This window comes from Rhodovulum sp. 12E13 (assembly GCF_003340565.1).
In the GTDB taxonomy this organism is placed as follows: Bacteria; Pseudomonadota; Alphaproteobacteria; order Rhodobacterales; family Rhodobacteraceae; genus HLUCCA09.
In genome coordinates this window covers 68,234-81,067 of record NZ_QPLK01000008.1, presented here as the reverse complement: position 1 = coordinate 81,067, position 12,834 = coordinate 68,234, and the positions used below count along the sequence as shown (strand labels likewise).

Here is a 12,834-nt window from a genome sequence, read left to right as displayed (position 1 = left end):
ACACCGCCATGCGAACCATGACCGCCGAACCATCGACGGGGCGTGCATGGAGCTTCTTCCCCTCGGCCCGCAGGCGGATGCGATCGTGGCGCTCGGCGTCGTGCTGGGCATGTTCGTGCTCTTCATGCGCGAGGTCTTCCCGGTCGAGGTGACCGCCATCGGCGGCGTCGCGGTTCTCCTTGTAACCGGCGTGCTCCCCTACGAGTCGGCGCTCGAGGTGCTGTCCAATCCGGCGCCCTGGACAATCGCGGCCATGTTCCTGGTCATGGGAGCGCTCGTGCGCACCGGCTCTCTCGACCGGTTTACCCAGATCGCGCAGACCGAGGCCGAGAAAAGCCCGGCACGCGCGCTCGGCGTGCTGATCTGCTTCGTCGTGGTCGCCTCGGCCTTCGTGTCGAACACGCCCGTCGTGGTGGTGATGATCCCGGTCGTCGTGCAGATCGCCAACACGCTCGGCCTGTCGCCGTCCAAACTGCTGATCCCGCTTTCCTATACCGCGATCCTCGGGGGCACGCTGACGCTCATCGGCACCTCGACCAACCTGCTGGTCGACGGGGTGGCGCGGGCCGAGGGGCTGGCGGCCTTCTCGATCTTCGAGGTGACGCCGCTCGCGGTGATCCTCGTTGCGTGGGGCCTTCTCTACATCCGCGTCGTCTCGCCGCGTCTGCTGCCCGACCGCGAAAGCCTCGCCGGCGTCCTGTCGGACCGCTCGCGCATGAAGTTCTTCACCGAGGTCGCGGTGCCCGAGGGCTCGGCGCTGGTGGGCCGGCCGGTGACCGAGGTCGATCTGTTCCGCCGCGAGGGCGTGCGCGTGATCGACGTGCTGCGCGGCGATGCCTCGCTCCGGCGCGACCTGGGCGCGGTCGAACTCGCCGCCGGCGACCGCGTGGTGCTGCGCACCGAGATGGCGGAACTGCTGAGCCTGCAGGAGAACAAGAACCTGCGCGCGGTCGACAAGCTGTCGTCGGTGCGCACCTCGACGGTCGAGGTGCTGATCACCCCCGGCGCGCGCATGGTCGGCCGCTCGCTCGGATCGATGCGGCTGCGGCGCAGATACGGCGTCTACCCGCTGGCCGTGCACCGACGGAACCAGAATATCGGCCGGCAGCTCGACGACCTCGTGGTGCGGGTGGGCGACACGCTGCTGCTCGAGGGGGCACCTGCCGACATCCAGCGGCTGGCCGCCGACATGGAACTCGTCGACGTGTCGCGCCCGACCGAGCGCGCCTTCCGCCGCGGTCGGGCCTGGGTGGCGGTGGCGGCGCTCGCGGGGCTCGTCGTGCTCGCCGCCTTCGGGGTCGCCCCGATCCTGATGCTGGCCGTGCTCGCCGTGGCGGTGGTGCTGCTGGCGCGCTGCGTCGATGCCGACGAGGCGTTCTCTTTCGTCGACGGACGCCTGCTCGCGCTGATCTTCTCGATGCTCGCCGTGGGCGCGGCGCTGCAGGAGACCGGCGCGGTGCGCATCGTGGTCGATGCGCTTGCGCCCTACATCGGCGCGCTGCCGCCAGTGCTCGCGCTCTGGGCCGTTTACCTGATCACCTCGGTTCTGACCGAACTCGTCACCAACAACGCCGTCGCGGTGGTGGTCACCCCCGTCGCCATCGGGCTGGCCGTCGCACTGGGCTACGACCCACGGCCCTTCGTCGTGGCGGTCATGATCGCGGCCTCGGCGGCCTTCGCCACGCCGATCGGCTACCAGACCAACATGCTCGTCTATGGCCCCGGCGGCTACCGCTTCGGAGATTTCCTGCGCGTGGGCATCCCGCTCAACCTGTCGGTCGGGCTGCTCGCCTCGCTGCTCATCCCGCTCATCTGGCCGCTCTGACCCGCCGATGCATCGCGCGGCGTCCGGGGCCGCTATACACGGGCGCGGACGGCCCCTAGAAGCGGCCGGAGCATCGGCAGGGGGACGCATGAGCGACAAGGGCGCGGCGGGCGCGAATCCCCGGATCGCCTATCTGACGGGCGAGTATCCGCGGGCGTCCATGACCTTCGTGCTGCGGGAGGTGGCGGCGCTGCGCCGGCAGGGGCTCGACGTGCTCACCTGCGCCGTGCGGCGAACGGGGGCCGCCGATCTGATCGGGCCCGAGGAGGAGGACGCCGCGCGCGAGACGTTCTACGTGCTTTCCCGGGCCCGCAATCCGCTGGCGCTTCTGGGCGACCATGCCGCGGCGCTTGCGGCGGCGCCGGGGCGCTACATGCGCGCTGCGGCCCTCGCCGCGCGCACGGCGCGGCCCGGTCTGCGCGGCGCGCTGTGGCAGGTCTTCTACTTCCTCGAGGCGGCGGTGCTCACCCGGCATCTGCGGCGGCGCGGCGCGACGCACCTGCACAACCACTTCGCCACGTCGAGCGCGAGTCTCGCCATGATCGCCTCCGAGATGTCGGGCCTGCCGTACAGCTTCACCCTGCACGGCCCGGCCGACCTGTTCGACCCGCGGGGCTGGCGGCTGGACGAAAAGGTGGCACGGGCCCGCTTCGTCGTCTGCATCAGCCACTTTGCCCGGTCGCAGGCGATGCTGTGGTCGGACAGGCGGCACTGGCCGAAGCTGCACGTCGTCCATTGCGGGGTGGAGCTTGACCGTTACGGCGGCGGTGTGCCGCGTGCGCCGGGCACGGGGCTGGAGCTTCTCTTCGTCGGCCGGCTCGTCGGGGTGAAGGGCCTGTTCGTGCTGCTCGAGGCGCTGGCCCGGCTGGGGCAGCGCGATCTTCGGCTGACGCTGATCGGCGACGGGGCCGACCGCGCCGCGCTCGAGGCCGAGGCGCGACGGCTGGGGGTCGAAGCGCGCTTTCTGGGCTATCGCAGCCAGTCGGAGGTGGCCGATGCGCTGCGGGAGGCCGACGCGCTGGTTCTGCCGAGTTTCGCCGAGGGCGTGCCGGTCGTGCTGATGGAGGCGGCGGCAAGTGGCCTGCCGGTGGTGGCGACGCGTGTGGCCGGCGTCGAGGAACTGGTGCGCGACGGCGAGAGCGGCATCGTCGTGCCTCCGGGCGACGCTGCGGCGCTGGCCGGCGCGCTGGAGCGCCTCGCGGGCATGCCGTTCGAGATCCGGAGGAAGATCGGGCAGGCCGGGCGCGCGATCGTCGAGACCGGGTTCGACCTCGACGTGGAGGCGTCGAAGCTCGCCGCGCTTTTCCGGTCGGATAGGCAGGAGGGCGGCAATGTGCCGGGGCCGGCCGTTCCGGGTGCCGCACGGGCGGAGAGCGCAGAACCCGGTGAGGGGGCGCGCGGCATCCGATCGAGGGACGGTTCATGACCGTCCCGCGGGCGCCTGCGCGTGGCGCTGGACACGGGCGGCGGTCGTGGGCCGCGCTGCGGCGCGCGCCTGCCCGCTGTCGTCGTATGTCACTCGCCCTCGGAAGAGGGCGGACCGGCCGGGAAGCGCGTGTAGCGCACGTCGCGAGCTCTTGAGACCTCCGTTGGGCCGGCGCGTTGCGCCGGTCCACGCGGCCGCGCCGGTGCAACGGGGAGCGCCGGTTGCGCGCGTGCGGCTGAAGCGGTCCGCATCGCCCCCCCCGCCCGGAGGCCTGCCCCCACCCCCGCTCTCGCCCGCGCCGCCTGCGGGGCGCTGCGTCCGTATGTGCGCTCTCCGCCGACGGGCGCGGTCGCGGCCTGGGTCGCGCCTGCCGGGGCTGTCTGCCGCGCGTGCTCGAGCCGGCCGATGAGCGCCCCGGCGATCAGCATCGTGACGACCGTGCTGCCGGAATTCGGGATCAGGTCGAGCAGGTTGGCTGCGAGGATCACGGCGAGCGCAGTGGTGGCCGGCGAGACCTCGATCCGGCGTGATCGGGCCGCAAGGAGAACCAGGGGAAAGGCGAACAAGCCGAAATAGGCGAGAAAGCCCACCACGCCCCGCTCTCCGAAGGTGATCAGCCAGAGCCCGTCGCGGACCGAGGCATGCCGTCCTTCCGCCTCGAAATCCATGGCGCGGCCGAAGCCGCCCCAGCCGAAGAGCGGCTTCTCCCAGCCCCGCCGTGTCAGGATCTCCTCCTGGGCGAGGCGGAACCGCAGGGAACTGGCGCGACTCGGCTGACCGGCCGCTTCCACCACATGCGCAACCGTTCCGAAGGGATTGACGCCCGCACCGCGCACGGCCGGGTAGGTCGTCACGAAGATCGCGATGGCAGCTGCGGCGAGGAGCTGTGTCCTGACCGAGCAGAGCATGATCAGCGGGGCCAGGACCAGCGCGATCATGAGCGCGCCGAGCGACTTGCTCAGGACCAGCACGAGGAAGAGATGACCGGCCGCGACGGCGTAGAGCCAGCGCCGGTCGAAATCGGCGACGCGCAGGCAGGCCAGCGCCGCCAGAAGGCTCATGCACAGAAAAAGCGCCAGGACGAGCCCGTGGGTCATGAACACGACGGGCCGGAAGCCGCCCCCCCGCAGATGCTGGATCCACGAATGCGGGAAGCCGCCGTAGATCCAGTTGTGCAGCTGCGGAGACAGGCGGATCTCGAGCAGCGTGGGCAGGCTGTAGAAAAGCCCGGCCAGCAGCAGCGCGTACAGGACCGTCCGCTGCCCCGCTTCGCCGCCGAGAAACTTGCGCGCCGTAAGCAGCGTCAGGAGCGGCAGCCCGAACAGCCACACGCTGTTGCCGATGTCGCGGAAAGTCAGCCCGGGAACGAACCCGTCGGCGAGAACGAGCCCAGACCGGTTGGTCAACACAGTGCCGACGGGCACGACGAGCACGAGGGACACGACGCAGACCAGCGCCCAGCGCTCTCGCGGCAGCAGGCCGGGAAGCATCTCCTGCGCGGCGACATGATCGAAGGCCGGCGCCGCCGCGCGCCCGGGGCGCGGCGCGAATGCCAGCGCGAGCCCTGCGACGGTCAGCGCGATCACGTTCGCCTTGTCGATGGTGGGCAGCAGCGGAAGGTTGAACGCATAGCGCGGCGGCAAGAGCAGGAAGCCCGCGAGCACCGTGGCCGGGATCGCGTGGAGCAACTTCGTCGTGGCGAAGACCACGTAGGCAACGAAGGGAAACGTGTAGATGACAAGCTCTTCCATCCCTGTCATGGCCCCGCCCCTCCACGCCGGGCGGGGCGGGCACGACGGGCGGCGAGGGCCAGCCCGGGCAGCGCCGCGGCGCAGCGCGCGTAGCGGCCGCCGAGGCGACGGGGGTCGCGGGCGAGCCGCCACGCCCATTCGAGCGCGAACGCCTGGACCGCCCGGGGCGCCCGCACCTGCCGACCCGAGAGGAAGTCGAGCCCAGCGCCGACCGAGGCGAAGCCCATATGGGGCAGGCAAGCCGCGGCACGGGCAGCGAAGAGTTCCTGCTTCGGCGCGCCGAGGGCGAGCAAGCACAGGCCCGCACCGCTCTCGCCGATCCGGTCGAGAAGGCGCGCCGCGTCGCTCGATGCCGGGTCGAAGCCCGCCTTAGGGGCGACGCGTGCCGCGACGTGCAGGCCCGGCGCCTCGCGCTGCAACCGTTCGGCGGCGCCGTCGAGCGATGCCGCGGTGGAGCCGACGAGGGCAACGGAGCAGCCCTCTGCCGCAGCGAGCCGGGCCAGGGGAACGACGAGGTCGGCCCCCGTCACGCGCTCGGCCCGCCGCCCGGCCAACCGCTCCAGCCAGACGATCGGGTGGCCGTCGGCGGTGACGTGGCTGTGCGCCGCGTAAGCCGCGCGAAAGGCGGGATCGGCCCGGAGCTTCACCGCGTGATCGAGATTGAGCGTGGCGATGGCGAAACCGCGCCCCGCGCGCAGCCGCGAGCGCAGGTCGGCCAGCAGCGCCTCCCGCGCGACAAGGGCGCGAGCCGTGCCGCCGTCGCTCTCTCCCAGCCAGTCCACCCCGGCGTCTCCCGCATCGCTCCACCCTGGCAGATAACCCAGAGCGGCCCGTGGCTCAAACCGCGAAACACCGTGCGGTGGTCTGACGGAGTCTTTGCCCAGGCCGCCGATGCTGCCGCCCCGCGCCGGCCCTCGCCGCCGCGTTGCAGCGACGACCACGATAAACCGCAATCAACCGGGATCGCAGACATGGCTCTCATCACCGACGCAACGACCACCTGGTCGGACCCTGTCACCCTCGTCAGCGACGAGATCTGGCAGACGCGCCACGGCAGCGTCTTCCTGACCACGACCCCCGGCCCGGCGCCCGACGACGGCTTTCACCTGCTTCAGGGCGAGGGCGTGCTGATTCGCGCCGGTCGCGAGGTGCGCTATCGTAAGGCCGGGCTCACCGCCGCCCTGATCGTGCGCGAGGCGGTGTAATGGAGACGATCGACGCCAAGAAGCTGCTTGGCGGATCCAGCTACCTCCTGATGGGCCAGGCGGGGCTGTCCTTCGCCGTCACCACGCGCAACACGGCGTTGCTCTCGGCTGGCGACGCCCCGCTTCTGGTGACCGTGCTGGCGCCGCTGGCCTATGCCGGAACCTATCCTTTCGATCCCGCGGCGCTTGCCTCGGGGCCGGTATTCCTGCGTCCGCCCGAACTCTCCGGGCCGCCGGTCGTGGATGTGCCGCTCGAGGTGCGTCCTGCGCTCTGGGCCTACGACGGGGCGGCGACGGAACCTCCGCGCGCGTGGCAATGGCAGAGCGACGGCGTCGACATCCCCGGGGCGACCGGCCAGGTGTTCACGCCGCAGCTCGATCACGCCGGCACGCTGCTGCGCGTCGTCGAGACGGTGACCGGCGCCGGCGGTGCAGCCACCATCGCATCCGCCTCGGCCACGGTCGGTTCCTGAGCACGACAGAGCCGGAAGCGGCCGGCCGGGGAGGTTTCTCCGGCCGGCCGTCCGGAAAGGGGGTGACGGGTCAGTCCGTTCCCGGGCGGCGATGGCGGGCTTCGATCTCGGCGACGGCGCGGGCCTTGCCGACGCGCAGCGCCCGCCGCTGATAGGCCCGGATGAAGGCGCGCAACGCGGCATCTTCGTGCCGCGGCGCGCCCGAGGCCCAGGCGCCGGCATATCCCCGCAGCATGGCGAGACCCCCGAGCAGGTAGGGCGGGTGCGCCATCCGGTAGATCGCGGTCGCCGCAAAGTAGAGCGGGTCGGAGCCCATGTAGTACTGACCCGCCCCGTGCCGACGCCGCCCCGTCAGCACCCCCTTTTCCGACGAGCCCATCGGGCGCAGGTGCTCGAAGGCGAGCCCTGCGTCGGCGAAGGCGCGCGCCGTCCAGCCCAGGCGTCGGGCGGTGTGGCAGTCGATCGCGTCCCACATGACCGCGCGCACGAAGCCGCCAATCTCTTCGAAGCATTCCCGGCGGTAGAACTTGGTCATGCCGACCGACATCTCGGGCCCGCATTTTTCGCTCACACGCCGGCCGGAGGGGGCGGTGAACCACGGCATGCCCGAGCAGGTGCCGAGCCGCGGGTCGGCGCGCATCCGCGCGATAAGCCCTTCGAAATAGCCGGGCGGCAGCTCCAGATCGAGGTCGAGCTTGCACAGGAAGGGAAAGCGCGCGAGGTCGACGGTGGCGAGGCCCTCGTAGAACGCCTCGATCACGCCGGGCCCGACCGCGCGGCGCCCCCTGTCCTGCCGCCTGACGATGCGCAGCGAGGGATGGCGGGCAGCGTAGTCGGCAAGGATCCCGGGCGTGCCGTCCGTGGAGCCGTCATCGACGATCACCCACAGATCGGGCGGGCGGGTCTGCCCCAGAACGCTGTCGAGGGTGCGGCGCGCATGCGCCGCCTCGTTCCTGCACGGCGTAATGAGGACGTAGGCATCGGACGCGGGGGTGCCGGGGGCGGCGTCGCCGGACGCGGAGGCCTCGGGCGCCTCGTCCTCGCGGGCGGTGTCTGCCGTAGCGTCGCTCTCTGCCATGCCTCGGGGTCCTGCGGGCCATCCGGAAACGCCCGGCGGGAATGCTTCGACGCGGCCCACCGGCAGCGCCGTGTTGGACCGCCGCGGCGGCCGGGACAAGCCCCCGGGCAAGTCGGGCGCGGGCGGTCTGCCCCGCGAGGTCAGTACAGCGCGCGGATCCCCGTCGCCGTGGTGCCGGTCGCCCAGACGCGCGAGACGCGCAGCGGAAAGGCCACGCCAGCGGCCACCTCGATGTCGACCACGTCGCCGTCGAGCGTGGTGACGCGGAGATTGCCCGGCGTGGCCACGTTCAGCGCGAGCGAGACGTGGGCGATGTCGGCGGCATCGTCGGGAACGATCTCCTGCACCGAAGTGGCAGGGAGCGAGGGGGCTCGGGAAAAGGCGGCGTAGCGGTCGACAGGCATCCAAGGGCTCCTAGGCTGGCGGCCGAGGGGCGCGTGGCCCCTCGGGCGCGGTACGGCTCGGACCCTAGCCGAAGCCCGGTTGCCGAGCCGTTGGACGTGCGAACGGTGGGAACGGTGCCCGCCCGTTGCCCGTCACGCATGCGTGATGTCACGGAGGGGGGCTTGAAGGTCTCGTGGAGTTTGTCATGCGCCGCCTGCCTCTGCTAAAGGACGCAAGGGCAAGGTTGGAGGGGTGCGATGGCGTTGGTCGAGCAGGTGCGGAGCGCGCCCAGGTTCCTGGCGCCTCTGGCGACCTGGGGGATGTTCTGGCTCTTTGTCGCGCTCGTCGGCGCGGGCCTGTTCTTCGTCGAGGGGATCGAGAAGCTCTTCAAGGAGTGGCAGCGCCCCGAATACAGCCACGGCCCGCTCATCCCGATCCTGTCGGGCCTTCTCTTCCTGCGTCAACTCAAGGATGTGCCGGTCAACCGCGGCCCGGTGCCCGACCGATGGGTGGGCGTTGTGGTGGTGCTCCTGTCGCTGACGATCGCGGCGCTGGGCAAGCTTTCGGGCATCCCCGACATCGTGGCCTACGGGCTGATCCTGTGGGTTTTCGGTATCCTGCTGGTCAGCTTCGGCTGGAGCGTGGGCTGGGCGTTCTGGCCGCCGGTCCTGCACCTCGTCTACATGCTGCCGCTGCCGGACACGCTCTATTTCAAGATGTCGGCCAATCTGCAGCTCATCTCGTCGGAACTCGGGGTGTGGTTCCTCAAGCTGCTGTCGGTGCCGGTCTTTCTCGATGGCAACATCATCGATCTCGGCGTGTACAAGCTGCACGTCGCCGAGGCCTGCTCGGGCCTGCGATACCTGTTCCCGATTCTCAGCTTCTCCTACATCTTCGCCGTGCTCTACCAGGGCTCGATCTGGCACAAGGCGATCCTGCTTCTGGCGGCGGCCCCGATCACCGTCCTGATGAATTCCGTCCGCATCGCGGTCGCGGGCCTCATCGTGAACAATTACGGCGTCGAGTGGGTCGAGGGCTTCACCCACTTCTTCGAGGGGTGGGTGATCTTCCTCGCCTGCGTCGTGATCCTGTTCGGGCTGGCCCGCGTGCTGCTCTTCTTCAACCCGGTCAAGATGACGCTGGCCGAGTCGCTCGACCTCGACACCGAGGGCCTCGGCACGCAATTCATGCGGCTGCAATACCTTCGCCCGTCGAGCGCCCTCGTCGGTGTCGCGCTTGCAGGCGTGCTGGCCGCGGTGGCATGGCAGGCCGTGCCCGAGCCCGGCGACGCGCAGGTCGAGCGCGAGCCCTTCGCAGCCTTCCCGCGCGACCTGGCGGGCTGGCGCCAGTCGGGCCCGCGCGAGACGCTCGACGCCCGCGTCGAGCGGGAACTGCGAGCGGACGACTACCACTCCGTCAATCTCCTGAAGGCGGGGGAGGCCGCGCACGTCAACCTGTTCATGGCGTGGTATCTCGACCAGACCGACGGCGGCGTGCACTCTCCCGAAATCTGCCTGCCCGGCGCCGGATGGGAGATCGCGTGGCTGGAGCGCTCCGATGTCGGGCCGAAGATCGGCTTTGATGGCCGGTTCGACGTCAATCGCGCGATCATCCAGAGGGGCGAGACCCGCATGATGGTGCTCTACTGGTTCCAGCAGCGCGACCGGCGCATCGCCTCCGACATCATGGCCAAGTTCTACCTGATGGTCGACGGGATCACGACTCGGCGCACCGACGGTTCGATGCTCCGGCTGACCACGCCGATCCGCGGGAACGAGACCGACGCCGCCGCCGAGGCCCGTCTGCTGGAGGTGCTCGCCGCGATGCAGGAGCCGCTGCCACGGTTCATTCCGGGGTCCTGACCTTCGCGCGGGCGGCCGCTCTGCGCGCTCTTCCGCCATCCCCGGCATGGCGCCTTGCGCGACTCCCCTCGCGGTCGCTGCGGGGCATTCGTCGTCGGGTCCACATTCGTTGCCAGATCCTCCACAGTCGGTCGCGCGCGGGCGCGACCGTCGCCGTCATCGACGGCTGAGCAGCCTCATAGGCGCCCGAATTTGACTTCCCTGGGACGACGGCGCACCTGCTGCCGCGGGGGCTCAGCGATCGCGTGCCGCACCGCGACCGCGGTGCGCAGGGGGTACATGTGAGCAGGCAGAGTCCGCAGACGTCGATCGAGCGTTTTCCCGCCTCGCCCGCGCAGGCCCGCTTCTGGTTTCTCGAGAGGGTCCGCCCCGGCAACCCCGACAACGCCATCACCCTGCGCTGGCGGGTGACGGGCGATCTGCCCACAGACGCGCTCGAGGCGGCCTTCAGGGCGGTGATCCACCGCCACGAGGCGCTGCGCACCTGCCTGGTGGAAGAGGATGGCGCCCCTTTGCAGGAAGTGCGCGATGCGGTCGATTTCAAGCTCGGGCTCGTCGACATCCGCGCCCTGCCGATCGACGACCACGAGGCGCGCATCGCCCGCATCGCTGCCGACATGGCCGGGGAGCCCTTCGACCTCGGCCGGCCGCCGCTCCTGAGGGCCACCCATGTGCGCACCGGGCCGGGCCGGGCGACGCTGCTCGTCACCGCGCATCACTGCGTCTTCGACGGATGGTCGGGCGGGCTGCTCGGCCGCGAGATCGGGGCGCTGGCAGCCGAGGGGCTGACCGGCCGGCCTGCCGACCTGCCCGAGTTGTCGCTGCACTACCCCGATTACGCGCTCTGGCAGGAGGCCTGCGCGACGAGCCCCGCCCGCGCCGACGAGATCGCGTTCTGGTCGGACACGCTCGCCGGGGCCGCGCATTTCGCGCTTCCCCCCGACGTGGCCGACCCGCCGGCAGAGCCGGGGGCTGCGCCCCGGCGCCTCACCCTGCCGCTGCCGGCCGATGTCGCCGCCCGTCTCCCCGGCGCGGCCGCCCGTCTCGGCGCCTCGCCCTTCATGGTCGGGGCGGCAGCGGCATCGGCCGTGCTCGCGGCCGAGACCGGGGCGCCCGAAGTGTTGCTCGCCACGCCGGTGTCGGGCCGCGACGAGGTCGATCTCGAGCCGCTCGTCGGCGTCTTCGTCAACACGATCGTGCTGCGCCTGCCCGCCCCCGACGGCGCGAGCGGTGCGGATCATCTCGAGCGGACGCGCGCCGCCGTCGAGGCCGCGCTCGCCCACCAGTCCTGCCCCCTGGAAGAGGTCATGCGCGCCGCCCCGCCGCCCCGGCCGGTCGATCCCGGCGAGGCGCGGACCCCCTACACCTCGGTCGCCTTCGGCCTGAGTCGGGGGTTCCTCGAGGGGGTGGATCACGGGTCCTTCCGCATCGAGGGCGAGATGAGCCAGACACCGGGGGCGCTCTACCCTCTCAACCTCAATCTCGTCGGTGACGGCGATGGCTGGACGCTGGTGATCGACCATGACGGCGCTCGCCATTCCGACGAGCGGATCGCCGCGCTCGGCCAGCGCGTGATCGACGCCCTCGGACGACTGGTCGAGACGCCCTCGGCCCCGCTTCTCGACGCGCCGCCTGCGGGACGCGCGGCACGGAGCGTCGTGGATGCGGCGGCGCCCGCCGGGGCGGAGCCGGCGGGGGCGGCGGCGCCCGCCGGGGCGGAGCCGGCGGGGGCGGCGGCGCCGTGCGAGACCCGCGCGCGCCTCGCCCGGCTCTGGGCGGATCTGCTCGGCCTGCCGGAGGAGGCGTGCGCCGGCGACTTCTTCGCCCTCGGCGGGCACTCGATCCTCGCGCTGCGGATGCTGGCACGCGCCGAGGCGGAGTTTGGCCGCAAGGTCGAAGTCGCCGCCTTCCTCGCCGACCCCACGCTCGACGGGCTGGCCGCCCGCCTCTCGCCCGGCGGGGCCGATGCGGGCGCCGAAGGCGCCGGCACATGGTCGATCGTGCCCCTGCGCGGGGGCGATAGGGGCGGACCGGTCATCGCGACCGTCAACCAGACCTTCCTCTGGCACGGGATCGCCCGCGCCTTCGCGCCCGGGCGGACCGTCGTCAACCTGACCGTGCCCGACCGCGCCGCCTACACGCGACAGCTGGGCATGGACGGGGCCACCGTCGCCGACGACGCGGCCGCCACGCTCGCCGGCGCCTTTCCGGGCCGGCCCCTCGTGCTCGTGGGCCATTGTGCCGACGGGCTGACCGCGCTCGCCACCGCGCACGCGCTGGCCGCGCGCGGCCACGACGTGCCGCTGCTCGCCCTCACCGACGCCTGGTCGCCCGAGGACGCCGAGACCGCGCCGCCGCGCGCCGTGGCACTCGCACGCCGCGTCGGGTCGGGCCTGATGCGCTGGTCGCATTACCTCGGTCGAGCGGCCCGCGGGCGGCTTGGGCCGCGCGATCTCGCCCGCCGCCTCGGCCCCGTCTTGCGGCTGATGCGCGCCGCCGGGCTCGAGCCGCGGCCGACCGAGGCCGAACGTCTCGCATGGGAGGTCAACGCCCATCACCAGCGGGTCTGGGCCGAGCACGACTTCGGCCCGTGGCCGGGCGAGGCGCTGCTCTTCGCCACCGAGAGCCAGCCGGCCCGCGCGGCGGCGGCCCTCTTCGGCTGGCGCGGGATCCTGACCGAGGATACGCCCGTGCTGCCGCTCGAGGGCTGGCACGAAGACGCGCTGCTCGGCGGCGGCTTCGAGCGGATGGCGCGGGTGATCGACCTTCGCCTCGATCGGCAGGGGGGGCTGCGGGGCGGCACGGTCGGGCCGGCGGCGCGGTGACGGCC

General features: G+C 71.9%; 10 protein-coding genes. 6 read left to right on the top strand and 4 right to left on the bottom strand.

Features of this window, described 5'->3' with window-relative positions:
- Positions 1–31 precede the first annotated feature (31 nt).
- Both DLJ49_RS09230 and DLJ49_RS09225 read left to right on the top strand, forming a co-directional pair.
- Positions 32–1,825, top strand: coding sequence for an SLC13 family permease (locus DLJ49_RS09230; protein ID WP_255566612.1), 1,794 nt, complete (start codon positions 32–34; stop codon positions 1,823–1,825).
- A gap of 88 nt (positions 1,826–1,913) precedes the next feature.
- Entirely contained in the window at positions 1,914–3,251 is a 1,338-nt protein-coding gene (locus DLJ49_RS09225) for a glycosyltransferase (protein WP_115393250.1), read from the top strand.
- A gap of 89 nt (positions 3,252–3,340) precedes the next feature.
- Here the strand turns inward: DLJ49_RS09225 and DLJ49_RS09220 are convergent, their stop codons facing one another.
- The gene (locus DLJ49_RS09220) at positions 3,341–5,011 is read right to left on the bottom strand and encodes an O-antigen ligase family protein (RefSeq protein ID WP_147277292.1); all 1,671 of its coding nucleotides are present in this window, start codon (positions 5,009–5,011) and stop codon (positions 3,341–3,343) included.
- Positions 5,008–5,784: a WecB/TagA/CpsF family glycosyltransferase gene (locus tag DLJ49_RS09215; protein WP_233488913.1), complete on the bottom strand. Its 777-nt coding sequence runs from the start codon at positions 5,782–5,784 to the stop codon at positions 5,008–5,010. Before DLJ49_RS09215 ends, DLJ49_RS09220 begins: the two co-directional genes overlap by 4 nt.
- 189 nt (positions 5,785–5,973) lie before the next feature.
- Here DLJ49_RS09215 and DLJ49_RS09210 point away from each other — a divergent pair, with 189 nt between their 5' ends.
- The gene (locus DLJ49_RS09210) at positions 5,974–6,207 is read left to right on the top strand and encodes a hypothetical protein (protein WP_115393248.1); all 234 of its coding nucleotides are present in this window, start codon (positions 5,974–5,976) and stop codon (positions 6,205–6,207) included.
- Positions 6,207–6,680, top strand: coding sequence for a hypothetical protein (locus DLJ49_RS09205; RefSeq protein ID WP_115393247.1), 474 nt, complete (start codon positions 6,207–6,209; stop codon positions 6,678–6,680). The genes DLJ49_RS09210 and DLJ49_RS09205 overlap by 1 nt, the downstream gene beginning before the upstream one ends.
- Before the next feature lie 70 nt (positions 6,681–6,750).
- Here the strand turns inward: DLJ49_RS09205 and DLJ49_RS09200 are convergent, their stop codons facing one another.
- Positions 6,751–7,758: a glycosyltransferase family 2 protein gene (locus DLJ49_RS09200; RefSeq protein WP_115393246.1), complete on the bottom strand. Its 1,008-nt coding sequence runs from the start codon at positions 7,756–7,758 to the stop codon at positions 6,751–6,753.
- 140 nt (positions 7,759–7,898) lie between these two features.
- Positions 7,899–8,162: a spike base protein, RCAP_Rcc01079 family gene (locus DLJ49_RS09195; protein WP_115393245.1), complete on the bottom strand. Its 264-nt coding sequence runs from the start codon at positions 8,160–8,162 to the stop codon at positions 7,899–7,901.
- 237 nt (positions 8,163–8,399) lie between these two features.
- Here DLJ49_RS09195 and xrtD point away from each other — a divergent pair, with 237 nt between their 5' ends.
- Together xrtD and DLJ49_RS09185 are read left to right on the top strand one after the other, a co-directional pair.
- The gene (gene xrtD / locus DLJ49_RS09190; RefSeq protein ID WP_115393244.1) at positions 8,400–10,004 is read left to right on the top strand and encodes a VPLPA-CTERM-specific exosortase XrtD; all 1,605 of its coding nucleotides are present in this window, start codon (positions 8,400–8,402) and stop codon (positions 10,002–10,004) included.
- 281 nt (positions 10,005–10,285) lie between these two features.
- Positions 10,286–12,829, top strand: coding sequence for a condensation domain-containing protein (locus DLJ49_RS09185; protein WP_147277291.1), 2,544 nt, complete (start codon positions 10,286–10,288; stop codon positions 12,827–12,829).
- Positions 12,830–12,834: the final 5 nt, after the last annotated feature.

Bases quoted from the DNA above. Each gene is read 5' to 3' on its own strand.
- DLJ49_RS09200 (WP_115393246.1), bottom strand. From the start codon at position 7,758: ATGGCAGAGAGCGACGCTACGGCAGACACCGCCCGCGAGGACGAGGCG.
- DLJ49_RS09225 (WP_115393250.1), top strand. From the start codon at position 1,914: ATGAGCGACAAGGGCGCGGCGGGCGCGAATCCCCGGATCGCCTATCTG.
- xrtD (WP_115393244.1), top strand. From the start codon at position 8,400: ATGGCGTTGGTCGAGCAGGTGCGGAGCGCGCCCAGGTTCCTGGCGCCT.
- DLJ49_RS09205 (WP_115393247.1), top strand. From the start codon at position 6,207: ATGGAGACGATCGACGCCAAGAAGCTGCTTGGCGGATCCAGCTACCTC.
- DLJ49_RS09220 (WP_147277292.1), bottom strand. From the start codon at position 5,011: ATGACAGGGATGGAAGAGCTTGTCATCTACACGTTTCCCTTCGTTGCC.
- DLJ49_RS09195 (WP_115393245.1), bottom strand. From the start codon at position 8,162: ATGCCTGTCGACCGCTACGCCGCCTTTTCCCGAGCCCCCTCGCTCCCT.
- DLJ49_RS09210 (WP_115393248.1), top strand. From the start codon at position 5,974: ATGGCTCTCATCACCGACGCAACGACCACCTGGTCGGACCCTGTCACC.